This window comes from Vibrio aquaticus (genome assembly GCF_003970385.1).
Taxonomy (GTDB): domain Bacteria; phylum Pseudomonadota; class Gammaproteobacteria; order Enterobacterales; family Vibrionaceae; genus Vibrio; species Vibrio aquaticus.
This window is the reverse complement of the sequence record NZ_RXZH01000003.1, coordinates 15855-37051: the sequence shown is the minus strand read 5'-3', so window position 1 is coordinate 37051 and position 21197 is coordinate 15855. Positions and strand designations below refer to the sequence as shown.

Sequence of the window (21197 nt, the reverse complement as noted above, 5' to 3'; positions counted from 1 at the left end):
TCCTAAAAGATAAAGTTCATATTCAGGCTAAAGACTTGTACCTTCGTCGTAGAATCAAGGTGATCCAACGATGAAGACCAAAGGCCATAGCCATAAGGGTGAATGTTGACGTGATCAAACTGAGCTTTGATTGCCATCGACGGAGAGAAGTCCCAACGTACCCCGATAGAATAGGTTTCTTGATCAATGCGAACTGAGTTGATGCCACTCTCAACTCCTTGTTGAAGCAGTGCAGCATCGCTACCCGCTACGCTCCAATCCTGCGTTAACTTAAAGGGTGAGGTGTCTGACTTAAAATGGCCATATATGGCATAAGGGGTAAGGCTATCGAAAGTATGGCCAAGCAGGGCATAACCGCCATAACCTTGGGGTATAGACCCTTTCTCGGCATCAATATTGAAGAGTTCAGCCTGCATCGTCCACTGCCCATCGAAATAGATAATGGCAGCTTGCAAGTAATCAATTTGTTCTTCATCAATGGTAAATGCCTCTTGGGCAGAGAGCGCTTCTGCACTGATTAGTGGGAAAAACGTTGATATAGCGGGGTTGGTCGCAAGCGCAGACAAACCATTCTGTATCGCTTTGATCTGATCGCCGTGGTTGACCGTCAAGGAACCAATGTAGGCATAAGACAGCTGCCACTTCCAAGGGTGGTTGTCGACTTCAAAGGAAAGGCTGAGTACTTCTTCTAGATCAGTCGAATACGCTTCGCTATTCAGTGGCGTTTCTCCTCGTTCTTGGTTTTGACCAAACTCTAGAGAAGCTTTCCAGTTGAAATTGGGGTTGTTTGAGTAATAGGTGGCGCCAATGCCATCCAACGCATTGAACACAATACTGCCGTACAGCTCTTGAGGAGGCCTAACCCACAGATGAGCGTAATCAATATGGCGGCTATTCGCTGCGGCATAGGTATTCACCCCAATTCGGCCGACTCTGAAATCCCAACTGGCATTAGGAGAGTAGCGCACGAAGGCAAATTCTGTCAGCTCATCCAAATCATAGGAGACGCTTTTATCGAGTAGAAGCTGAGTGGTAAATGACCAATGTCGATTGAATTGACCATCAAGTTGAATCCCGAGATTAGAATCAACAACCCAGGATCCATTCGTATCAAGATCTGCTGTGCGTGTGATATCTCGGCGATACGCTAAGTCGTCTTCATTTTCATAGGTATAACCTAATGTGCCGAAGCCCGAAAACGATAGATCCACTGCGAAAGCAAGCGTGGGTAAACTCAAAAGCCCAAGTGCAATACACCGGCGAGCTACGAACTTATAAAAAAGGGTAAGCATAGACTGCTGTCCTTGTGTCTAAACGCTAGGCAACAAATTCATTCTTATTTTTTATAGTTACAAGTATACCAATAACTCATAAAAGTGTTATTAATCCAAGCTCAAAATATAATCACAGGCAATAAAAAAGCGACCTAAGGTCGCTTATTGTTCGAAGATAACGGTGGCGACTGCATAATGTCGCTCATCCGATATTGAGAGGTGAGTCTGGTTCACACCTTTCCTTTGGGCTATTTGTTTTGCCTTGTTACTCAGCGTTAAAACTGGCGCGCCAAGTTCGTCGTTAGAGACAGAAAAGTCATGAAACGTCACACCTTGTGCGATACCAGTGCCTAACGCTTTTGATGCCGCCTCTTTAACGGCAAAACGTTTTGCCAAATAGCGCCCTTGCTGCTTTAAGCCAGAGAAGGTTTCAAACTCAGACTCGGTTAATATTCGCTTCGCAAAGGCCTCACCAGAGCGAGCAAGCGCTTTCTCTACTCGCTCAATTTCAGCAATGTCTGTACCTAGGCCGACAATCGCCATTGGCTTACTTACGCGCCTCAACCATGATCGCTTTCATATCTGCAACCGCTTTATGTAGGCCATCAAAGACCGCGCGACCAATAATAGAGTGACCGATGTTCAGTTCGTAAATTTCTGGGATAGCCGCAATTGGAGAAACGTTGTGGTACGTCAGGCCATGACCTGCATTGACGGTAATACCGAGATCAGCCGCGTAGCTTGCGCCCGCCGCGATTTTTTTCAGCTCGTCTTGTTGATCGTCTTCTGTTTCTGCATCCGCGTAGTGACCAGTGTGAAGCTCAATGAATGGCGCACCACACGCTTTAGCCGCATCGATTTGCTCGCGATCAGCATCAATAAATAGCGAAACCTTAATACCGGCAGCCGTTAGTTTTTCTGTTGCTGCTTTCACTTTTTCAAGGTGACCAGCCACATCCAAACCGCCTTCAGTCGTGAGCTCTTCACGTTTTTCAGGGACGAGACAAACATACTCAGGCTTGGTTTTTAGCGCAATCTCAACCATCTCATCAGTGACTGCCATCTCTAGGTTCATACGCGTTTGTAACGTTTCACGCAGAATACGAACATCACGATCCACAATATGACGACGATCTTCACGCAAGTGGATCGTAATACCATCAGCTCCAGCGCGCTCTGCGATCTCAGCAGCATGTACCGGATCTGGGTATTTTGTACCACGCGCGTTACGTAGCGTGGCGATATGGTCGATATTGACACCTAGGTAGATTGAGCTCATTTTCCAATACTCCGTGCTCGGGGAATCATCGACATAAACAATTCCCTGCTTTTTAAAGGTTTGCCGCCAAGATACGGCTTTAAGGCTATACGTGTAAAGCGTTTTGCCGCTTTAAGTTGTTCTTTTGTGGTAAATCTACGTTCACTAATGGCGATCAGTTCATCACCTCGGAACGTTAAGTTGTCATGGCGTACTGACGCGATAAATCCTTTCTGCTCACGGTAGCGATAGGTCATGGTCGGGTCAATCGCTTCTCCCGTCCCCGCACAGTGTAGAAAGTCCACGCCGTATCCCATTGCTGAAAGCATCGCCAACTCAAATCGTCTAAGTGCAGGTTCCGGGTTGTCACATTGAGCGAGCTCAGTCAGAGCATGCAAATAATCATGGAAAAGTGCCGGCATCGGGACCTCTGCCATTAACACACGACCAATCAGTTCATTCACGTACATGCCGGAATAAAGGTTGATACCGGTGAGTGGCAAACCTAAGCTTATCGGCTCGGCTTGGCGTAAAGTTTTCATCGACCCATTACCCGACCACTTGAGCAGTAATGGGGTAAAAGGCTGAAGTGCGCCTTTTAGATTCGAACGTTTACTACGGGCACCTTTCGACATTAAGGTGACACGACCATACTCCTCACTGAATACATCAAGGATTAGGCTCGACTCGCTATACGGCCGTCGGTGTAAAACAAAGCAACGTTGTAAACCTTCAGAGGAAGACATGTTAATTCCATACGAAAAAAGGAGCCTCTTGGCTCCTTTTATTACTCTTCATTAGGAGCGAGCAATCATCGCCGCTCGCTAATTATAAATCGTCAATGTAGCCTAGTGAACGCAGTGCACGTTCATCATCCGCCCAACCCGATTTCACTTTCACCCAAGTTTCTAGGTAAACTTTACGACCAAACAGCTCTTCCATGTCGAGGCGAGCTTCACGACCAATCGTCTTGATCTTCTCACCGCCTTTACCAATCACCATCTTCTTCTGACCTGTACGTTCAACAAGAATCAGTGCATTGATGTGGAAACCATCTGTGTCTGGATTGTAGTCAAAACGTTCGATCTCAACCGTTACCGAGTATGGCAGCTCTTCACCAGTGAAACGCATTAACTTTTCACGCACAATCTCTGACGCCATAAAGCGCTGAGAGCGGTCTGTCACATACTCTTCTGGGAAATGGTGCGTCGCTTTTGGTAAATGGTCACGTACATGCTTACGCAAAACTTCGATGTTTTTACCGTGTTTAGCCGAAATTGGCACAACATCAACAAAGTCCATTTTGCTCGACATCTCTTGCATATGCATCATGACTTCGTTGCGGTCTTGCACAACATCTACCTTGTTGACACACAGAACAACTGGGAAGTTTGATTTCTGTAGCTTGGTCAAGACCATCTCATCATCAGCCGTCCAGTGTGTGCCATCAACCAAAAAGAACACTAGGTTTACATCACTTAGCGATGAGTTGGCTGCACGGTTCATTAAGCGGTTAATCGCGCGCTTCTCTTCAATGTGAAGACCTGGAGTGTCCACATAGATCGCTTGATAATCGCCTTCGGTGTCAACACCCATAATACGGTGGCGTGTTGTTTGCGGCTTGCGCGAAGTAATCGAAATCTTCTGACCTAAAATTCGGTTCAGAAGCGTTGATTTACCCACATTTGGGCGACCAACAATCGCGATAAAACCACAGTGCTGTTCTTCTGGTGAGCTCGGCTTTTCAGTGCTCGTTGAGAAAAACGCATCAATATCAAATTCGTTGTTGTCCGTTGAATCAGTCATTGGTTAATTGCTCTAGTGCTAGTTCAGCAGCCGCTTGTTCTGCCTTGCGGCGGCTGGTGCCTTTACCAATAACAGGTTGTCCAATACCTGCTACGTCACACGAAACCGTAAACTCTTGGTTATGTGCTTCACCTTTAATATTAGTCACTGTATACGCAGGCAGCGGCTTTCTTCGACCCTGAAGGAACTCTTGTAGACGAGTTTTTGGATCTTTTTGTGATACGCCCGGCTTGATTGCATCAAGGCGGGTCTTGTACCAACTCAGAATAATGCCACGAACCACTTCAATATCGCTATCTAGGTAGATAGCACCAATGATGGCTTCAACAGCGTCAGCAAGAATTGAATCACGGCGGAAACCGCCACTTTTTAATTCACCTGGACCTAATTTTAAGTGATCTCCTAGTTCGAATTCACGACCTAGCTCCGCCAGCGTATTTCCACGAACGAGTGTCGCTCGCATGCGGCTCATGTCCCCTTCATTAATTTTCGGGAAACGGTGATAAAGATCATCAGCAATGACAAAACTTAAAATTGAATCGCCCAGAAACTCAAGACGCTCGTTATGTTTTCCATTAGCACTGCGGTGTGTCAGCGCTAAACCGATGAGATCAGCATCATTGAACTGATAGCTGATCTTCTTCTCTAGTTTTGGTGTAGGAGAATTCATGCTCTCTCAATAATTTGTGTTCATTCTCAAAATAGTTGAAGTGGTAGTTAGGCGACAAGTAAATTCAGCCCTATGAGCATAGGTTTTCTATGTGATTAGGGTGAATTTACGCCGTCAACAACGCTACAGCTTCAAATATGAAGAGAATTTAGTTAATGCCACCGATGCGGTTAAAACGCACACCAGTTGGAATCCATGAAGGTAATACACTATCTTCGGCGCGCTCAAATTCGAAGCTGATCCAGATAGCGACTGCCTTACCTACAAGGTTTGCTTCCGGAACAAAGCCCCAGTAGCGACTGTCAGCACTGTTGTCACGGTTATCACCCATCACAAAGTACTGACCTTCTGGTACAACCCATTCATTCACACCATTGCGTGGTTGATACAATTCAACACGATCGCGGCGCAGTGGGTTGACCAGAATTTGGTGGCCCTGCTCACTCAACTGTTCATCAAGTTGAATCAGTGGGATACCATTTTGAATAAATTGACTTTCTTCAACGTTAGACAGTTTTACTGGCTTACATGATGTTTCACCAGGAGACTGAATACAGATTTCTTTTTTGCTGTTGTAGCGAACCGTATCACCCGGTAGACCAACGACACGTTTGATGTAATCGATGCTTGGCTGAGGTGGGTATTTAAATACCACGGTATCACCACGCTCAGGTTTACCTGTTTCAACCAGCTGCGTACGCCACACTGGGTCTTTCAGACCGTAAGCGTATTTCTCTACCAAGATGAAATCACCCACCAGCAGTGTTGGCATCATAGAGCCAGATGGAATCTGAAACGGTTCATAGATAAAAGAGCGCAATACGAGTACAGCCGCAATGACTGGGAAAATAGAGACGCTATTTTCAATCCACCACGGTTGAGTCTTCACTTTTTCAAGAACAGCAGCGTCTAAGCCATTGGTTTGCGCTTCGACTTCCGCCACTTTGGCTTGGCGTTTCTTTGCAAAAACCAGCTTTTCTAGCACCCAGACAATACCTGTTACCAAAGTAACAATCACAAGGATGAGTGAAAATGTGTTCGCCATTGACTTCCCTTATCTCAAAAATACGAAAGTGAAAGAGCCGAAACCCTTTCACTTATTTTATTATCTAACGTCTTATGACAGACCAGAATCAGAGTAGTTCAACTCTAGTCTTTACCTACGTGAAGAATTGCTAAGAACGCTTCTTGAGGCAGCTCTACGTTACCGATCTGCTTCATACGTTTCTTACCTTCTTTCTGCTTCTTCAGTAGCTTCTTCTTACGACTCACGTCACCACCGTAACACTTCGCGATTACGTTCTTACGCAGCTGTTTCACTGTTGAACGCGCGATGATGTGGTTACCGATCGCTGCCTGAATAGCAATATCAAACATCTGACGTGGGATGAACTCTTTCATCTTCTCTACTAACTGACGACCACGAGTTTGCGACTGATCTTTATGAGTGATCATCGCTAGGGCATCAACCGTGTCACCGTTAAGAAGTACATCAACACGAACCATGCTCGATGCTTCAAAACGTTGGAAGTTGTAATCAAGAGATGCGTAACCACGTGACGTTGACTTCAAACGGTCAAAGAAGTCGAGTACCACTTCCGCCATAGGAATATCGTAAGTCACTGCAACTTGGTTACCGTGGTAAACCATATCAACCTGAGTACCACGTTTCTCAACACACAGTGTGATTACGTTACCTAGGTAGTCCGATGGGACTAGGATGTTACAGCGAGCAATTGGCTCACGGATTTCTTCAATATCGTTCACCGCTGGTAACTTCGCCGGGCTATCGACGTATAGCGTGTTACCGTTAGTTTCTTCAACTTCGTACACTACCGTTGGCGCTGTAGTGATCAGGTCTAGATCGTACTCACGTTCTAGACGCTCTTGGATGATCTCCATGTGTAGCATACCAAGGAAGCCACAACGGAAACCAAAACCAAGTGCTGCTGAGTTTTCTGGCTCATAAAATAGCGATGCGTCATTCAGGCTTAGTTTACCTAGTGCATCACGGAAGCTTTCGTAATCATCAGAAGAAACAGGGAATAGACCCGCATAGACCTGAGGTTTTACTTTCTTAAAGCCTGGTAGCGCTTTATCACTGCCGTTTTTAGCTAGTGTTAGCGTATCACCTACTGGCGCGCCTAGGATGTCTTTAATACCACAAACAACCCAACCTACTTCACCAGTACGTAGCACATCAGTATCTACTTGCTTAGGTGTGAAAATACCAAGACGGTCTACACCCCAAACCTGACCTGTGCTCATAACTTTGATCTTGTCGTTCTTCTTAAGAGAACCGTTCTTAATTCGAACCAGAGAAACGACACCTAAGTAGTTATCGAACCAAGAGTCAATGATCAATGCTTGTAGCGGCGCTTCAGGATCACCTTCTGGCGCTGGAATCGCTGAAACAATATTTTCTAGAACGTCATCAACACCGATACCTGTCTTCGCACTACAACGAGTGGCTTCCATTGCATCGATACCAACGATCTCTTCAATTTCTTCTGATACACGCTCAGGATCAGCCGCAGGAAGGTCAATCTTGTTTAGGATTGGCACAACCTCTAGATCCATTTCAATCGCGGTGTAACAGTTAGCAAGAGTTTGAGCCTCTACACCCTGACCCGCATCAACAACCAGTAGCGCACCCTCACAAGCCGCTAGAGAACGTGATACTTCGTATGCGAAGTCAACGTGTCCTGGAGTATCGATGAAGTTAAGCTGGTATGTTTCACCATCTTTCGCCGTGTAGTTTAGCGTCACACTCTGTGATTTGATTGTGATACCACGTTCACGTTCAAGATCCATAGAGTCGAGAACCTGGGCGGCCATTTCACGGTCGCTCAATCCACCACATACTTGGATCAAACGGTCTGATAGGGTCGACTTACCATGGTCGATGTGGGCGATAATCGAAAAGTTACGAATGTGCTTCATGATTTGGGGTGACTAAACTCTTATAAATAGGGACAAAAAATACCGCTTCTGTTATTGGCAAAACGCCACGAGTCACGGTATTTCAATCAAGTTGGCAGATTCTACCCAATTTCTAGCCGCTTCGCACTAGCTAATTGGCTCACCTAATATACGAAGCAAGATGACTTGCTGGGAAGATTGCTGCTCTAATCTCACTGACAATCTTTTTGCTATGTAGATTCCCGCAGCGGTTGAGAAGCCAGCAAACAGAATCACGAGGCCTTCTCCCAGTGCGAAAATAGGGGCAATCCACCAATGTGCGATAAAAGCGCCAATAATCAGGGCAAACAAGGGGATAAGATAAACCACAGCCGCTGATTGCAAGAGGCTTTTCTCTGGTAACCCGATTTCTACCACTTGGCCCGGCTTAACATGTTTTTCCGTGTTGAGCTGCCAATTCAAGGACTTATTGCCTACGGCTTTAGAGACGATTCCAGTGCCGCAGCTTTTTTGCGAAGAGCAACTGCTGCAACTGGTTTGTTGCTCACAAGAAAGTTCAACGTCAAACCCGACAGAGGCGGCTCTGACGTCCGAAACCGTAGCGAGAGCGGTCATCATTGGGTGGTACTCTCGTTTTGAGAGAATGTCACCGATTGAGCAATACGCTTCGCCGTTGCCGGTGGAATATCCCCAATCACCGAGATTTCATGTTCACCGCTGACGAAGCTATGCAACGTTCGGCGACCTTGACGTACAAGCTGCCCTTTCAGTGAAAGGTTGTCACTTTGAGAGATATAAACTGAAAAGCTGAATAAGCCATCGCTGTACACCTGACTCTCGACCATACGATCAGTATCATTCATACGGTAACGGTTAAGCTCTTTTGGCTCAAAGCCATTAGGAATCCACGCTACCTTCCAATCTGCATTGTCGACTTGACCTTTTGGCAAAGATAACACTTCCGGCAACTTCACTTTGTTCAGGCCACTTAACGCTTGTTCAATATGGTCATTAACCGCATAAGAAATGGTGCGGTACTGCTCTAGCACCTCACCATCTCGGTCAACCAGATCAGCTCGTAAAGGTAATTTACTCTTCTCATCTACCCATAAGACATATGAGTATCGCTGACCATCTTTTGGCACGATACGTAACACCTGACATGCCACACCTGCTTCGCGCGCGCGGCCAACTTGAACGAAGTCATAAAAGTCATTCAACTGGTCGACATCAGAATTTAGGAGAGGGATTGTTGGGGCTACCATATTGCCCGATTCGATCGTGAAAGGCTCGACACCAGGTTCGATGTAGCTCACCTCGTCACCACGGCGAATCACTTCACGCACAGGGCCACTTAAGTAGACTAAATGGGCGAGCTGCTTTTCTTCAGAGACAGCATGGCGATACAGTAAAGGCTCGATACTGTTTTTCTTTATCAGAATGTAAGAAAGCTCATAATTAAGCTGCTGACTTGCCTCGTTCATTTGATACAACAAAGCCTCTGCAGTGTTTTCTTCTGCAAAGGCTAGTGGTGTGTTCAAACTGAACAGTGTCAGCGCACTGATCAGAATTTTTTTCATTCAACTACCGTTTCAGGATTATCACTATGCTCAACAGCGTTTTCACTATTTAAGCGTAGTTGTAATTCGTAGTCTCGTAACATCGCATTAATGCGATGACGTTGTTCTTGCACGTTCGCATCATTATGTTGTGTTTGTTCAACCGATGAACGAGTCAGGCTCACTGGCTCCGCGCTACCTGCAAACGGAATGGTCTGCAAAACAGGCAGGACATCAGCCTCAGGCGCGGCAGGGTTACTACCACCATACTGCTGAACACCTAATATAACCGCCAAAGACACACACGCAGCCATCGCGACTTGACCAAACTGGCTTAGCCAAGCTGGTAATTGCTTGCGTGCTTGAGCCGGTGTCGGTTGAGATTCAACACGGCGGTGCTCTTCCAACTGAGTTACTGCGGAGTGTGCAGGCTCATCTTCAAGTGCCAGCGCTACGCTTTCAGCAATGTTCCACTCCGGTTTTTCCGGGGCCTCACCACGCATTACATCACCAATCAAATGGTAGTTTTGCCATGATTGTAGGCTATCTTGGTCTTGCTCTAATTCTGAAATTAGTGCTTTATCAACCAACTCTCCATCCATGAGTGCTGAAAGTTTCTCTTTGTCAGCCATTATTTTCACCATTAATGTTACTGGTCTAGCGTTGCAAAAGGGGTTGAATTTTTTTCTCAACCGCTTCACGAGCGCGGAAGATACGCGAGCGTACCGTTCCTACAGGGCAATCCATAACCGCTGCTATTTCCTCGTAGCTTAAGCCGTCAAGCTCACGCAACGTCATCGCGGTTTTTAAGTCATCTGGCAGTGCTTCGATTGCACTGAAAACAACACGTTTCAATTCATTGGACAACGTAAGGTTCTCAGGGTTCGAAATTTCTTTTAGCGCACTACCCGTTTCGTAATATTCAGCATCTTCAGTATCCACATCTTGCGCTGGCGGCCTACGCCCTTGAGCTACAAGGTGGTTTTTCGCAGTATTAACGGCAATCCGATATAACCAAGTATAGAAGGCACTTTCTCCACGAAAACTTGGGATCGCTCGATACGCCTTAATAAATGCTTCTTGTGCTACATCGGGAACATCACCAGGATTATTCACATAGCGAGAAATAAGGTTGCAGACTTTGTTCTGGTATTTGGTTACCAATAAATTGAATGCTTGCTTATCCCCATTCTGAACTCGCTCAATTAATACTTGATCGGTCAGCTGCTCGTTCATTCGAGCGGGTACTCCTATTGTTATTCGCTCTGCCCTTTCAGACATGAGCATTAATTATGCGAAATGTAGTATTGACACCACTGCTTACTTGAGCACTATTGTGACCAAGCAAAAAAATATAAGTTCAATAATTCTTCAAACAAATTTTACACAATGAAGCATCAATCTACCTGTTAGGTAAATTGTGAGGACGAGAGTCGTGAAATGCAATGCTCTTTGCACAGAATTGCACTCGATGCAAAGCGATTCACTCAGTGTTACTATAGTGGATTGACTCTTCAGTTTATAGAGTCGCATTGACAATTCAATGACAGGTTTTAGAGCGGGATCGCTCAGTGACCACTGTGATGTCTTGCCGTTTTAGACAAAGTCAGAGGTGGTCCATATTAACTCGGGAATTTAAAAGTTTTATGAACGCAAACCGTGAACATCAATGTGATGTGTTAGTGGTGGGTAGTGGCGCAGCCGGTCTATCGTTGGCGTTACGCGTAGCTGAACATGGCAAAGTTATCGTCCTTAGCAAAGGGCCTCGTAGCGAAGGGGCAACCTATTATGCCCAAGGTGGTATTGCTGCGGTATTCGATGAATCAGACAGTATTGAATCACACGTAGAGGATACGCTGATTGCCGGAGCCGGTCTTTGCGAACAAGGCACAGTAGAGTTTATCGCCAAGAATGCAAAAGAGTGTGTTCAGTGGTTAATTGATGGGGGTGTCCCTTTCGACCGAGAGGAAAACGACAGCGACGAGGCACCTCGCTATCACTTGACCCGCGAAGGTGGACACAGTCACCGTCGTATTCTTCATGCCGCAGATGCAACTGGCATGGCGATGCAAACCTCTCTTCAAGATAACGTTCATAATCACCCAAACATCACCGTCTTAGAGCGTCACAATGCCCTTGACCTGATCACTGAAGATAAAGTCGGTGGCGATCAAAACAAAATTATCGGGGCCTATATTTGGAACCGTAATGATGAAAAGGTTGAGACCGTACGTGCAAAGTACGTGGTTCTCGCAACCGGCGGTGCGTCTAAAGTTTACCAATACACATCGAATCCTGACGTCTCTTCTGGCGATGGTATTGCAATGGCTTGGCGAGCAGGTTGCCGTGTCGCAAACCTTGAGTTCAACCAATTCCACCCTACTTGCCTCTATCACCCTGAAGCAAGAAACTTCCTTCTAACGGAAGCTCTACGTGGTGAAGGCGCATATTTACGCCGCCCTGATGGCTCTCGCTTTATGCCCGATTTCGATGAGCGAGAAGAATTGGCTCCTCGTGACGTGGTGGCTCGTGCGATCGACTTTGAAATGAAGCGCCTTGGTGCCGACTGCATGTACTTAGACATCAGCCACAAGCCTGCTGATTTTATTGAGAAGCACTTTCCAACCATCAACACGCGCTTACTCGATCTCGGCATCGACATGACCAAGGAACCCATCCCTGTTGTTCCAGCTGCACACTACACCTGTGGTGGTGTTATGGTCGATAAAACAGGCCAAACGGATCTTTCACAGCTATACGCGATTGGTGAAGTCAGCTACACCGGCCTGCATGGCGCAAATCGTATGGCTTCAAACTCACTGCTTGAATGTGTGGTCTACGCATGGGCTGCGGCGAATGACATCATCGAAAATTTAGCCAATGCGACCCTGCCACCAGCACTACCAGCTTGGGATGAAAGCCAAGTAAGCTGTTCAGATGAAGAGGTCGTCATTCAACATAACTGGCACGAACTGCGTCTGTTTATGTGGGATTACATGGGCATTGTGCGTACTGATAAGCGACTAGAGCGCGCGTTGCGCCGTATCCAGTTACTGCAGCAAGAAACACACGAGTATTACAGCAACTTCAAAGTATCGAATAACTTGCTTGAGCTTCGAAACCTACTGCAAGTTGCCGAGCTGATGGTTCGCTGCGCCATGGAACGTAAAGAGAGCCGTGGCCTTCACTACACGCTGGATTACCCAGAACTCGCGGAAGAAAGCAGCCCTACGATTTTAGTGCCTGAAAAGCTGAAATAACGCTTACTCACCATTTGTGATTTAAGGGAGCTCATTGCTCCCTTTTTAACATCACGACCAATTGACGATATTGGTCATCAGGCAAACTGTCACGCCATAACAGCACCCTACGGTTATCTTGGGTAACAATCACAAGCACCACTGGCATTAAAAGAAAAAGCACCGTTTTGATGGAGTAACGCTCGTCTCCAAATTCATAGGATGAACAGGAATGAAATTGCACATCACCAACAAGCGCTTGGGCAAATACACCCTGATGTATGGATAGCTGAAAGACGATAGCGATAAGAGGTATGGCTGCAGCCAGGGGAAGCTCAGATAAGAGGACTAAACTACTGGCCAATATGAAAAGGAATATATTGGCCAGACGTGCAAAATAGGATTGGGTTAGAAAAAGCCTAACGCACTTTGCTGAGGTTGTGGGCGACAATTTTATCAACCATAGAGGCATGACCTAGATTTTCGCTGCGGCCATGGCCCATGATCCAAGTAAAAAGATCAGGATCATCACATTCTAATAGCGACACAAAGTCACGCTGTTCATTCTCTTTCAGGTCTTCAAAACACTCTTCAAAAAATGGCATGATCACAACATCGAGTTCTAGCATTCCTCGACGACATCCCCATTTAATACGCGCTTTTTCTTCTGCGGTATACATTCTAATTCCTCACCTAATCGGTTGATTTGCGCCGAGTGTAACAAGCAAAACGCCTTACAACTAGTACGCCAGTCACACTCCAGAACAAGGTCGACATTTTCCGTAACTCCGAACGGTGAAATGACACATAACTCTAAAGGTTGTTTATCACTAGGGTTCAGCGATAACATACGTCTATTCACATTTGATTAGGTAACCCTCATGGATTGGCAGAAAGACTTTGCTGTTTTAGATTTAGCATCAACAGACCCAAAACCCGAGCTAGCAATCGCTCCGTTAACCTCTTGGGGTGCTATTGCTATAACTGGCGATGACAAAAAATCTTACCTTCAGGGTCAGGTAACCTGTGATGTCGTCACCTTAGACGCACAATCATCCACCTTCGGCGCACATTGTGATGCAAAAGGTAAGGTCTGGTCAGTATTCCGCTTCTTCCACCACAATGGTGGCTATGCGATGTTCCAACCAAAGTCCCTCATTGAAAAAGAGTTGGCCGAACTCAAAAAGTACGCAATTTTCTCTAAGGTAGAGATCACGGAAAGCAGCGATATTGCTCTGGGTGTTATGGGTACTCAAGCCCAATCTTTTATCGACTCTATGACAGATAGTGATGACGATGTTCGCCCTGTCGAAGGCGGCAGTGCAATTAAAATTGATGCTCAGCGTTGGTTGCTTCTTCTTACCAACACAGCGGCCGAAACATTGATTTCATCGACACAAGCGGTGAAAGTAGCAGAATCACTTTGGACACTTTTTGACATTCAAGCAGGCACTCCGCTCCTGAATGCCGAACAACAAATTGAACACATTCCACAAGCGCTAAACGTTCAAGCGGTTGACGGAATTAGCTTTAGTAAAGGCTGCTACACCGGACAAGAAACCGTTGCGCGCGCTAAGTATCGTGGTATGAATAAGCGTGCGCTGTTTATCGTAGAAGGCAATGCCGCAGCTGACATTGAACACAACGCAGAACTAGAACGTGCCGTGGGTGAAAACTGGCGCAGTGCCGGCAAAGTGCTCGCGAGCTACCGATTCAGTGATGATAAAGCCCTGGCACTCGTTGTACTGCCGAATAATCTTGATGATGACGTTCAACTGCGCCTAAAAGATCAAACAGATCACATGTGGACTCTCTCGCCGCTGCCTTATTCGTTGGAAGACAATGAGTAATCTATTCTCCACCCATATCACTCAATTTCTCGACTCACAGCAGGTGAATTATCGCCTGCTGCCTCACCAGACACCTGCGACGACAATTGAAGACGCAGCAAAGCAGCGAGGCATTCGGGAAGAGCAGATGGTCAAATGTATCGTGCTTAGAGATATGAGTAACCGCTACGCCATCGCATGCGCGCCTGGTAACCAGTCGGTCGATCCTAAAAAGGTACGCGCTCTACTTGAATGGCGACGCATGACTTGTGTGTCGATGAACGAGGTCGCAAGCCTGACGGGTTATCAAGCTGGGACCGTCGTGCCTTTACTGCTTCGCACACCAATGACCATCGTCTTTGATCAGCAAATATTAAACGAGCCAGAAGTCACCATCAGTAGCGGATCCAATATGGCGGGTATTGCACTCAGTTGTGATGACTTGCTCTCTTTATGCCAACCTCAACTTGCCGACATTTGTCGTGACTAAACGTTAGAGTGAGCCCCCTGCGGCTCACTCGTTTTCGATCAAATGTTGCATGTAATTGCATTGATAGATAGATCGCTGTCGCAATGACAATCACCAATCATTAAATTATTATTCAAAAACAAAGCATAAGTAGTCATTGGCATTTTTTTACAGTAATCTATGTGCGTTGGTTAAAGTTCAAACAGCATGTTGTTTGACACTGGCTAAAATGAGTAAGTATGTGACTCTTAGCTGCGTGTATACCTTCTCCAACAGAAAAGTGAATCCACTGATTGTTTCAGGACATCCACTTTTTGTGTAATGCATCTGTGACTATTCGCCCGCCACTAAGCGGGCCTTTTTTTGCCTAGAATTCACCCAAAAGTTACATCTCACGAAAAAGTTAAACTATTCTATAAAGTAACTGTCATATTTATGAGGCTTAATAAAGCCCATATTCCTCAGCGGGTTCAAAAACTAGAACATAAATGAGGTAACTATCACAATAAATTGGATATTTATCCGTAGATTTGCTCGCAACAGCACAGATATCCAAATAGGCTTTTTTCTACTGCATATTCCACCACCATAATCACAAAATAGACGGTGGATAATTAGTACAATTGCAGTGCTTGCTAAACATAAGGACACATGTATGAGACTGTTTAAGCGCTATACACCAGGTATGATTGCTAAACACATTAGTCGGCTATTCAAGGGAAGAATTTACATTTACGGGGTTGGGAAATTTGAGTTCGATAATGGCAAACTGATTTTGCCTGAACGTGCTGACACTAGACACTTCAAAGCGGTTAAAGAAATTAATCGAGAAGTGATGAGACTACGTTGCGCATACGCTTGATCGTCTTCAAACAGAATTAAAAAGGGTTGGCATTGGCCAACCCTTTTGCTTTTTAGTTCATTTCAACTATTCAGATTTCGCTGTTGTACGATGAGCAAGCTTAGGTAGGTTTCCGGTCAGACCCAGTGCACGTTTCATGATCTCATCTTTTGCACCTGGCAATTGCCCCACCAACTTCATACCAATACCGCGAATCAATTTCTTCGCTGGATTACTGCCTTCAAACAGGTCTTTGAACCCTTGCATTGCCGCAATCATCTTAGCGGCTTCAGCTTTGCGCCAACGTTCATATCCACGCAAATTGCGCTTAGTGCCAAAATCTTCACCATTTTGCCACAGCTCAATCACCTCTTGAGCTAAGCTGGCTGCATCCAGCAAACCAAGGTTAACTCCCTGCCCTGCTAACGGGTGAATGGTATGAGCCGCATCACCCACTAAAGCCACACGTTCCGTAACAAAGTCTCGCGCATATCGCATCTTCAGTGGAAAAGCGAAACGCTCACCAACGACTTCACATAAGCCGAGTCGATTATCAAACTCCGCGGTCAATGCTTTATTGAATGCCGACGTCGACATCTCAATCAAGCGCTCCGCTCGGTTTGGTTCGGTTGACCAAACAATAGAACTTAAGTTGTCTTCATCAAGCGGTAAGAATGCTAGTGGGCCCTGCGGAGTAAACGTTTGGCGAGCGACTCGCTCATGTTCCTCTTTAGTGCGAATATTGGCAACAATCGCACTGTGTCCATAGTCCCAATGGGTCAATGGAATATCTTGTTGTTTACGCACCCAAGAATTTGCTCCATCAGCACCTACCACTAACTTAGCCGTTAGGGCCTGGCCGTTATCAAGCGTTAACCACGTTTCGCTCTCACCCACAGCCATAGAAGCGCATTTCGCTGGCATAAAGAGGGAGACATTGCTTTGCTGCTTTACCTGTTCCAGCAACGCTAGCTGAATGACACGATTTTCTACAATGTGCCCAAGATCAGGTTGAGCGAGCTTCTGAGCTTCGAATTCAATGCGGGCAAAACTGTCTTGCTCCCACACTTCCATTGCGCGGTAGGGAGCCGCTCGACGTTGCATAATGCCCTGCCATGCACCTAAGTTGCGTAAGATAGCTTCACTCGATCGGCTAAGGGCAGAGACACGAACATCGGGTAAAGCTCCGAGTTCACTATCAGGCTCACGACTCTCGATCACCGCGATACGTAAATCTGTCTCTTTAAACGCAGCCGCCAACGCAAGGCCAACCATGCCTCCGCCAACAATCGCAATATCTACACTCTGCATCATCTTATTCTTATCCTTGTTGCTGATTTAGCGAGACACCAAACCTAATGTACGACTCAATAGGGGTGTTTTTAGTGGCGCAACGTTATCCATTGCAAATAAACCCAAGTTTCGGCCAATTCGCATGGTTAAGTAGTCATTCGAGAAAATATGAACCAGTGATGAGGTCAACGTAATCGTCGCCTGACGATCGTCTTTTCTCGCATGTTTAAATTGTTTAAGTGCTGAGTAACACCCAGGGTCTTGAGCGTGCGCTGCGATAGTCTCTGCCAAAGTAGCCACATCTCGAATGCCCAAGTTAAACCCTTGCCCGGCAATTGGGTGTAGGGTTTGCGCAGCATTACCGATCACCGCAAACCGATGCGATACATTCTGCTGACGATAACGAAGCAACAATGGGTAACTGGCCCGCTGACCGACTTTTTCTAACACACCTAAACGCCAACCAAACTTTGTTTGTAAGGCAGACAAGAACTCTTCATCCGTGTAATGCATGATGGTTGGCGCTTCTTCTGGCTTAACACACCATACCAAAGACATTCGCCCTTCAGACATCGGCAACAGGGCTACCGGTCCAGAATCGGTAAAACGCTCAAAAGCACGACCATTGTGCGCTTGCTGAGTGGTCACATTTGCGATCACAGCCACTTGTTCGAAGTCATGCTCCGATAAAGGTAAACCGACTTGCTGGCAGCACGCTGACATCGCGCCATCCGCTGCAACTAAGAGCTTCGTGTCAATTTTCTGCTGATTGCAAAGAAGCAACTCAACGCTATCAGTCTGACGGTTAACCTCTTCGACTGAAGCTTGAATCAGCTCAATCTTAGCGCTCTTTTCAACCTTACGATGGTAAATGCGCCCAACATCAGCCAGTTCAACCACATAGCCTAAAGCGTCGACACTCAATTCTTGAGTTGAGATGCTGGTCATCCCAGCATGAGAGCGATCTGACACATGTATATGTTCGATAGCCGTTGCTACAGGCGCAATATCCTCCCACAAATCGAGTTGCTTCAAGAGATTAACCGTGCCAAAGGAAAGCGCAATTGAGCGAGAGTCAAAGCCAGGGTGTGCTTGATGATCAACCGGGTATGGCTCAATCACCGCTATCGACAGCGGAGCCTGAGCAAGCTTGTTAATGGCCAAGGATAAGGTCATTCCTGCCATTGCGCCACCAGCAATGACGACATCAAACTGCTTCATCGGTGTACCTGCTTAATGAATCGTTGGAGACGCTTGTTCTGTTGGACGTTGACCGAACTCTGCGTGAATCGTCAATACACACGCTTTGACATGCTCGATAACCTGTTCCAACAACTGTGCTTGCTCTTCCAGATCGTCATCCTCATCAATGCCAAGCTTGGCGATCTCTTCTAGGTCAGTCAGGGCTTCTTTTACGTCACTGGATGCTTTCTTTAGCTCAGCATTGACAAGACCTAAGCCAGAAATAAAGTGATTCACCCACTCGGCAAGACCATCGGCAACATCAAACAGTGAAGCACTTGCTTCTTCATCTGGGAGCAGTAGTTCAAGGTCGATACCCGATCCAGTCAACTCACTAATGGTAGCATCCAACGCAGCTTCAGCCAGTTGAAGCGCTTTACTCGGCCAGCCCATGCCTTCGCTAACGTAATCATAAACCATTGGCTGCCAACTTTTATCAGTCAAACTTAGACCACCGCTTAACATACCGGTTAATAGGCCATGAAGTTCAGCAGGATTCACGGCTAATCCTGAAGACTGAAGTTCACTTGCAAATGTCAGATAGTCTGGTAGTTGTTTGTTGCTCATTGGCAGGACCTAATTGAAATAAATAAGTTCAATCGTATCACTTACCAAAGCAGGCGAAAACGAGCGATTACGCAATTGTGGATAGCTTTTACTCAAATTGCCCAATTACTGTGTTATTGTGCGCTGATTTACACATGAGGCTCCTGAAAAGCTTGAATCTTAATTGGGGTTTTTCTATAGTTTCTCCCTCGGTGATTGTCTGCTTTATCACCTTAGACAACAGATATAGAGTCGATATGAGTAATCAAGCGGTAGAAGTTGAAATCTTAGGTAAGCTAACACGGGTAAACTGCCCAGCTGGACAAGAAGAATCTCTCATTAATGCTGCACTACGTCTTGATAACCGCCTGAAAGAAATGGCAGAAAAGACTAAGATTACTAATGAAGTTCAACTTCTGACGTTTGTTGCCTTAAACTTTTGTCATGAGATAGAAACTCGTAACAGCGATGAAAAGCAAGAACAAAACGCACTGCTCGAGCGAATGGAACAGCTCTCTGCATCATTAGACAGTGCGATCAGTAAAGCGAAGCCAGGACAGCAATAGCCTTTACAAACAACACAAGAATTTACCCTGGAGTGTTCGTTAGGGGATTACGTCCCTGAGCCGATAAGCAATCTTTAAGGGTTAGTACTTGGTTGCTATTGAGCAAGCTCGGCATGTACCGAGAAGCCTACGGTAACCATTGCTGATCCGCCCTGAACCAGCTGGTTCATGGGTCAAAAATCTCCAACGGCACTCTGGGGTATCCTCCTTTGAATACCCTTAAGAATGGGTATTAACATGACACTTTCCCGACAAGACTTCCGGCAGGCAATTCGCCTCAAACGCAATCAACTGCCTCAAGACTTCCAGCACCAAGCAGGGTTAGAACTCGCGATACGTTTTTTTGCCCTTAAAGAAGTACAATCAGCCCAGCATATTGCCCTGTATTTATCTGCTGATGGCGAAATCGACACAAAACCACTCATTGAAAGACTGTGGCAATCAGGCAAGCAGGTTTATTTGCCCGTGATTCACCCATTTTCCAAAGGCCATTTGCTGTTTCTGCACTACACGCCTGATTCTTCAATGGTGCTGAATAAGTACAATATTTCCGAGCCAAAACTCGAGCAAAGAAAAATCATTCCAACCTCATCGCTCGATCTTATTTGCACTCCCCTTGTCGCGTTTGACTCTTCTGGTCACCGACTTGGTATGGGAGGCGGATATTATGATCGAACACTCGAACCCTGGTTCAAAACCAAACAAGGCCCCAAACCACTCGGCCTCGCTCATGATTGCCAACACGTAGATTCTTTACCCATTGAATCGTGGGACGTCCCCCTACCTAAAATTGTGACTCCAACCAAGATTTGGCAGTGGTGATCGGTTCGCTCATTCCTGACTTCAAGTATGATAAGGATAAGGCTATAATCGCCGCGCAATCGTTAATATAACCTCTTTTAGGAGATGAGCATGACTCAAGATGAAATGAAGAAAGAAGCTGGCTGGGCTGCACTTAAGTATGTCGAAAAAGGCAGTATTGTAGGTGTAGGTACTGGCTCAACAGTCAATCACTTCATCGATGCATTAGGTACAATGAAAGAGGAAATCAAAGGTGCGGTTTCAAGTTCTGTCGCTTCAACTGAGCGTCTAAAAGAACTGGAAATCGAAGTATTCGATTGTAACGAAGTTGCGGGTCTAGACATCTACGTTGATGGCGCTGACGAAATCAACGCTGATCGTGAAATGATCAAAGGCGGCGGCGCTGCCCTAACACGTGAAAAAATCGTAGCGGCTATCTCAGACAAGTTCATCTGTATCGTAGACAACACCAAAGCAGTCGACGTACTGGGTGAATTCCCACTGCCTGTTGAAGTTATCCCAATGGCTCGCTCTTACGTTGCTCGTGAGCTAGTGAAGCTTGGTGGCGACCCAGTATACCGTGAAGGTTGCACGACTGATAATGGTAACGTGATCCTAGACATATATGGTCTGAAGATTACCAACCCTAAAGATCTAGAAGATAAGATCAACGCGCTACCTGGCGTTGTGACTGTTGGTCTATTTGCTCACCGTGGTGCTGATGTGGTTATCACTGGTACGGCTGAAGGCGCAAAAATCGAAGAGTAATAACAGAGCGAATCGCTCCTAAACTTGTTATTTCATTACAGACGGCACCCTTTGGTGCCGTTTTGCTGTTTATTTCTCCAATAATTATTGCTTATTCCGTAATTTTCTTACCCA

24 protein-coding genes and 1 other RNA gene are annotated in these 21197 nt (G+C 46.0%); 8 read left to right on the top strand and 17 right to left on the bottom strand.

Going from position 1 to position 21197, the window contains the following annotated elements:
- Positions 1–2: 2 nt before the first annotated feature.
- The 12 genes from EJ063_RS09195 to rpoE form a co-directional block, all read right to left on the bottom strand.
- A complete protein-coding gene (locus EJ063_RS09195) occupies positions 3–1292 on the bottom strand; it encodes a porin family protein (RefSeq protein WP_244225176.1) in 1290 nt (429 codons plus the stop codon).
- 144 nt (positions 1293–1436) lie between these two features.
- Positions 1437–1817, bottom strand: a complete 381-nt coding sequence (gene acpS, locus EJ063_RS09190) for a holo-ACP synthase (RefSeq protein WP_126574000.1) — start codon at positions 1815–1817, stop codon at positions 1437–1439.
- Positions 1818–1821: 4 nt separating this feature from the next.
- Positions 1822–2553: a pyridoxine 5'-phosphate synthase gene (pdxJ, locus tag EJ063_RS09185; RefSeq protein WP_126573999.1), complete on the bottom strand. Its 732-nt coding sequence runs from the start codon at positions 2551–2553 to the stop codon at positions 1822–1824.
- Positions 2550–3278 carry a DNA repair protein RecO gene (gene recO / locus EJ063_RS09180; RefSeq protein WP_167469894.1) on the bottom strand — a complete coding sequence of 243 codons (729 nt, stop codon included), beginning with the start codon at positions 3276–3278 and terminating at the stop codon, positions 2550–2552. The genes pdxJ and recO overlap by 4 nt, the downstream gene beginning before the upstream one ends.
- An 82-nt stretch (positions 3279–3360) precedes the next feature.
- A complete protein-coding gene (gene era / locus EJ063_RS09175) occupies positions 3361–4338 on the bottom strand; it encodes a GTPase Era (protein WP_126573997.1) in 978 nt (325 codons plus the stop codon).
- Positions 4331–5008 (bottom strand): ribonuclease III, encoded by a 678-nt coding sequence (gene rnc / locus EJ063_RS09170; protein WP_126573996.1) that lies wholly within the window; start codon positions 5006–5008, stop codon positions 4331–4333. Before rnc ends, era begins: the two co-directional genes overlap by 8 nt.
- A 148-nt stretch (positions 5009–5156) precedes the next feature.
- Entirely contained in the window at positions 5157–6053 is an 897-nt protein-coding gene (gene lepB / locus EJ063_RS09165) for a signal peptidase I (RefSeq protein WP_126573995.1), read from the bottom strand.
- 104 nt (positions 6054–6157) lie between these two features.
- The gene (gene lepA / locus EJ063_RS09160) at positions 6158–7951 is read right to left on the bottom strand and encodes a translation elongation factor 4 (RefSeq protein ID WP_126573994.1); all 1794 of its coding nucleotides are present in this window, start codon (positions 7949–7951) and stop codon (positions 6158–6160) included.
- Positions 7952–8077: 126 nt separating this feature from the next.
- Positions 8078–8548: a SoxR reducing system RseC family protein gene (locus tag EJ063_RS09155; protein ID WP_126573993.1), complete on the bottom strand. Its 471-nt coding sequence runs from the start codon at positions 8546–8548 to the stop codon at positions 8078–8080.
- Positions 8545–9510, bottom strand: coding sequence for a sigma-E factor regulatory protein RseB (gene rseB, locus EJ063_RS09150; RefSeq protein ID WP_126573992.1), 966 nt, complete (start codon positions 9508–9510; stop codon positions 8545–8547). Before rseB ends, EJ063_RS09155 begins: the two co-directional genes overlap by 4 nt.
- On the bottom strand, positions 9507–10121 hold the full coding sequence (locus EJ063_RS09145; RefSeq protein WP_126573991.1) for an RseA family anti-sigma factor: 615 nt from the start codon (positions 10119–10121) through the stop codon (positions 9507–9509). Before EJ063_RS09145 ends, rseB begins: the two co-directional genes overlap by 4 nt.
- 25 nt (positions 10122–10146) lie before the next feature.
- On the bottom strand, positions 10147–10725 hold the full coding sequence (rpoE, locus tag EJ063_RS09140; RefSeq protein ID WP_004415624.1) for an RNA polymerase sigma factor RpoE: 579 nt from the start codon (positions 10723–10725) through the stop codon (positions 10147–10149).
- Between the two features lie 410 nt (positions 10726–11135).
- On the opposite strand from rpoE, the gene nadB reads away from it, so the two are divergent.
- Positions 11136–12749 carry an L-aspartate oxidase gene (gene nadB, locus EJ063_RS09135; protein WP_126573990.1) on the top strand — a complete coding sequence of 538 codons (1614 nt, stop codon included), beginning with the start codon at positions 11136–11138 and terminating at the stop codon, positions 12747–12749.
- A gap of 31 nt (positions 12750–12780) precedes the next feature.
- Here the strand turns inward: nadB and EJ063_RS09130 are convergent, their stop codons facing one another.
- Together EJ063_RS09130 and EJ063_RS09125 are read right to left on the bottom strand one after the other, a co-directional pair.
- On the bottom strand, positions 12781–13200 hold the full coding sequence (locus EJ063_RS09130; RefSeq protein ID WP_126573989.1) for a protein YgfX: 420 nt from the start codon (positions 13198–13200) through the stop codon (positions 12781–12783).
- Complete coding sequence (locus EJ063_RS09125; protein ID WP_126573988.1) at positions 13148–13408, bottom strand: FAD assembly factor SdhE; 261 nt, start codon at positions 13406–13408, stop codon at positions 13148–13150. Before EJ063_RS09125 ends, EJ063_RS09130 begins: the two co-directional genes overlap by 53 nt.
- Positions 13409–13609: 201 nt before the next feature.
- Here EJ063_RS09125 and ygfZ point away from each other — a divergent pair, with 201 nt between their 5' ends.
- The 3 genes from ygfZ to EJ063_RS09110 all read left to right on the top strand — a co-directional run bounded on the left by ygfZ (position 13610) and on the right by EJ063_RS09110 (position 15888).
- Positions 13610–14578 carry a tRNA-modifying protein YgfZ gene (gene ygfZ, locus EJ063_RS09120; RefSeq protein ID WP_126573987.1) on the top strand — a complete coding sequence of 323 codons (969 nt, stop codon included), beginning with the start codon at positions 13610–13612 and terminating at the stop codon, positions 14576–14578.
- Positions 14571–15047: an aminoacyl-tRNA deacylase gene (locus EJ063_RS09115; protein ID WP_126573986.1), complete on the top strand. Its 477-nt coding sequence runs from the start codon at positions 14571–14573 to the stop codon at positions 15045–15047. Before ygfZ ends, EJ063_RS09115 begins: the two co-directional genes overlap by 8 nt.
- Before the next feature lie 634 nt (positions 15048–15681).
- The gene (locus EJ063_RS09110) at positions 15682–15888 is read left to right on the top strand and encodes a DUF1107 domain-containing protein (protein WP_126573985.1); all 207 of its coding nucleotides are present in this window, start codon (positions 15682–15684) and stop codon (positions 15886–15888) included.
- A gap of 66 nt (positions 15889–15954) precedes the next feature.
- On the opposite strand, the gene EJ063_RS09105 is transcribed toward EJ063_RS09110, so the two are convergent.
- The 3 genes from EJ063_RS09105 to EJ063_RS09095 are packed head-to-tail and all read right to left on the bottom strand — an operon-like array spanning position 15955 to position 18969.
- The gene (locus EJ063_RS09105; protein ID WP_126573984.1) at positions 15955–17181 is read right to left on the bottom strand and encodes an FAD-dependent 2-octaprenylphenol hydroxylase; all 1227 of its coding nucleotides are present in this window, start codon (positions 17179–17181) and stop codon (positions 15955–15957) included.
- Positions 17182–17205: 24 nt separating this feature from the next.
- A complete protein-coding gene (ubiH, locus tag EJ063_RS09100) occupies positions 17206–18381 on the bottom strand; it encodes a 2-octaprenyl-6-methoxyphenyl hydroxylase (RefSeq protein ID WP_126573983.1) in 1176 nt (391 codons plus the stop codon).
- A 12-nt stretch (positions 18382–18393) separates the two neighbouring features.
- Positions 18394–18969, bottom strand: a complete 576-nt coding sequence (locus EJ063_RS09095; protein ID WP_126573982.1) for a YecA/YgfB family protein — start codon at positions 18967–18969, stop codon at positions 18394–18396.
- A gap of 236 nt (positions 18970–19205) precedes the next feature.
- Here EJ063_RS09095 and EJ063_RS09090 point away from each other — a divergent pair, with 236 nt between their 5' ends.
- The 4 genes from EJ063_RS09090 to rpiA all read left to right on the top strand — a co-directional run bounded on the left by EJ063_RS09090 (position 19206) and on the right by rpiA (position 21083).
- Entirely contained in the window at positions 19206–19514 is a 309-nt protein-coding gene (locus EJ063_RS09090) for a cell division protein ZapA (RefSeq protein WP_126573981.1), read from the top strand.
- 21 nt (positions 19515–19535) lie between these two features.
- Positions 19536–19719, top strand: a non-coding RNA gene (gene ssrS / locus EJ063_RS09085) — 6S RNA.
- Positions 19720–19751: 32 nt separating this feature from the next.
- Positions 19752–20336 carry a 5-formyltetrahydrofolate cyclo-ligase gene (locus EJ063_RS09080; protein ID WP_126573980.1) on the top strand — a complete coding sequence of 195 codons (585 nt, stop codon included), beginning with the start codon at positions 19752–19754 and terminating at the stop codon, positions 20334–20336.
- A 90-nt stretch (positions 20337–20426) separates the two neighbouring features.
- Entirely contained in the window at positions 20427–21083 is a 657-nt protein-coding gene (rpiA, locus tag EJ063_RS09075; protein WP_126573979.1) for a ribose-5-phosphate isomerase RpiA, read from the top strand.
- Positions 21084–21197 lie beyond the last annotated feature (114 nt).

Excerpts from the sequence above, each read along its gene's own strand:
- EJ063_RS09110 (WP_126573985.1), top strand. The coding sequence starts at position 15,682 with ATGAGACTGTTTAAGCGCTATACACCAGGTATGATTGCTAAACACATT.
- ubiH (WP_126573983.1), bottom strand. The coding sequence starts at position 18,381 with ATGAAGCAGTTTGATGTCGTCATTGCTGGTGGCGCAATGGCAGGAATG.
- lepA (WP_126573994.1), bottom strand. The coding sequence starts at position 7,951 with ATGAAGCACATTCGTAACTTTTCGATTATCGCCCACATCGACCATGGT.
- EJ063_RS09105 (WP_126573984.1), bottom strand. The coding sequence starts at position 17,181 with ATGATGCAGAGTGTAGATATTGCGATTGTTGGCGGAGGCATGGTTGGC.
- ygfZ (WP_126573987.1), top strand. The coding sequence starts at position 13,610 with ATGGATTGGCAGAAAGACTTTGCTGTTTTAGATTTAGCATCAACAGAC.
- rpoE (WP_004415624.1), bottom strand. The coding sequence starts at position 10,725 with ATGAACGAGCAGCTGACCGATCAAGTATTAATTGAGCGAGTTCAGAAT.
- EJ063_RS09195 (WP_244225176.1), bottom strand. The coding sequence starts at position 1,292 with ATGCTTACCCTTTTTTATAAGTTCGTAGCTCGCCGGTGTATTGCACTT.
- EJ063_RS09115 (WP_126573986.1), top strand. The coding sequence starts at position 14,571 with ATGAGTAATCTATTCTCCACCCATATCACTCAATTTCTCGACTCACAG.
- EJ063_RS09125 (WP_126573988.1), bottom strand. The coding sequence starts at position 13,408 with ATGTATACCGCAGAAGAAAAAGCGCGTATTAAATGGGGATGTCGTCGA.
- rseB (WP_126573992.1), bottom strand. The coding sequence starts at position 9,510 with ATGAAAAAAATTCTGATCAGTGCGCTGACACTGTTCAGTTTGAACACA.
- EJ063_RS09090 (WP_126573981.1), top strand. The coding sequence starts at position 19,206 with ATGAGTAATCAAGCGGTAGAAGTTGAAATCTTAGGTAAGCTAACACGG.
- era (WP_126573997.1), bottom strand. The coding sequence starts at position 4,338 with ATGACTGATTCAACGGACAACAACGAATTTGATATTGATGCGTTTTTC.
- EJ063_RS09080 (WP_126573980.1), top strand. The coding sequence starts at position 19,752 with ATGACACTTTCCCGACAAGACTTCCGGCAGGCAATTCGCCTCAAACGC.
- rnc (WP_126573996.1), bottom strand. The coding sequence starts at position 5,008 with ATGAATTCTCCTACACCAAAACTAGAGAAGAAGATCAGCTATCAGTTC.
- recO (WP_167469894.1), bottom strand. The coding sequence starts at position 3,278 with ATGTCTTCCTCTGAAGGTTTACAACGTTGCTTTGTTTTACACCGACGG.
- EJ063_RS09095 (WP_126573982.1), bottom strand. The coding sequence starts at position 18,969 with ATGAGCAACAAACAACTACCAGACTATCTGACATTTGCAAGTGAACTT.
- acpS (WP_126574000.1), bottom strand. The coding sequence starts at position 1,817 with ATGGCGATTGTCGGCCTAGGTACAGACATTGCTGAAATTGAGCGAGTA.
- nadB (WP_126573990.1), top strand. The coding sequence starts at position 11,136 with ATGAACGCAAACCGTGAACATCAATGTGATGTGTTAGTGGTGGGTAGT.
- pdxJ (WP_126573999.1), bottom strand. The coding sequence starts at position 2,553 with ATGAGCTCAATCTACCTAGGTGTCAATATCGACCATATCGCCACGCTA.
- EJ063_RS09130 (WP_126573989.1), bottom strand. The coding sequence starts at position 13,200 with ATGCCTCTATGGTTGATAAAATTGTCGCCCACAACCTCAGCAAAGTGC.
- EJ063_RS09155 (WP_126573993.1), bottom strand. The coding sequence starts at position 8,548 with ATGATGACCGCTCTCGCTACGGTTTCGGACGTCAGAGCCGCCTCTGTC.
- rpiA (WP_126573979.1), top strand. The coding sequence starts at position 20,427 with ATGACTCAAGATGAAATGAAGAAAGAAGCTGGCTGGGCTGCACTTAAG.
- EJ063_RS09145 (WP_126573991.1), bottom strand. The coding sequence starts at position 10,121 with ATGGCTGACAAAGAGAAACTTTCAGCACTCATGGATGGAGAGTTGGTT.
- lepB (WP_126573995.1), bottom strand. The coding sequence starts at position 6,053 with ATGGCGAACACATTTTCACTCATCCTTGTGATTGTTACTTTGGTAACA.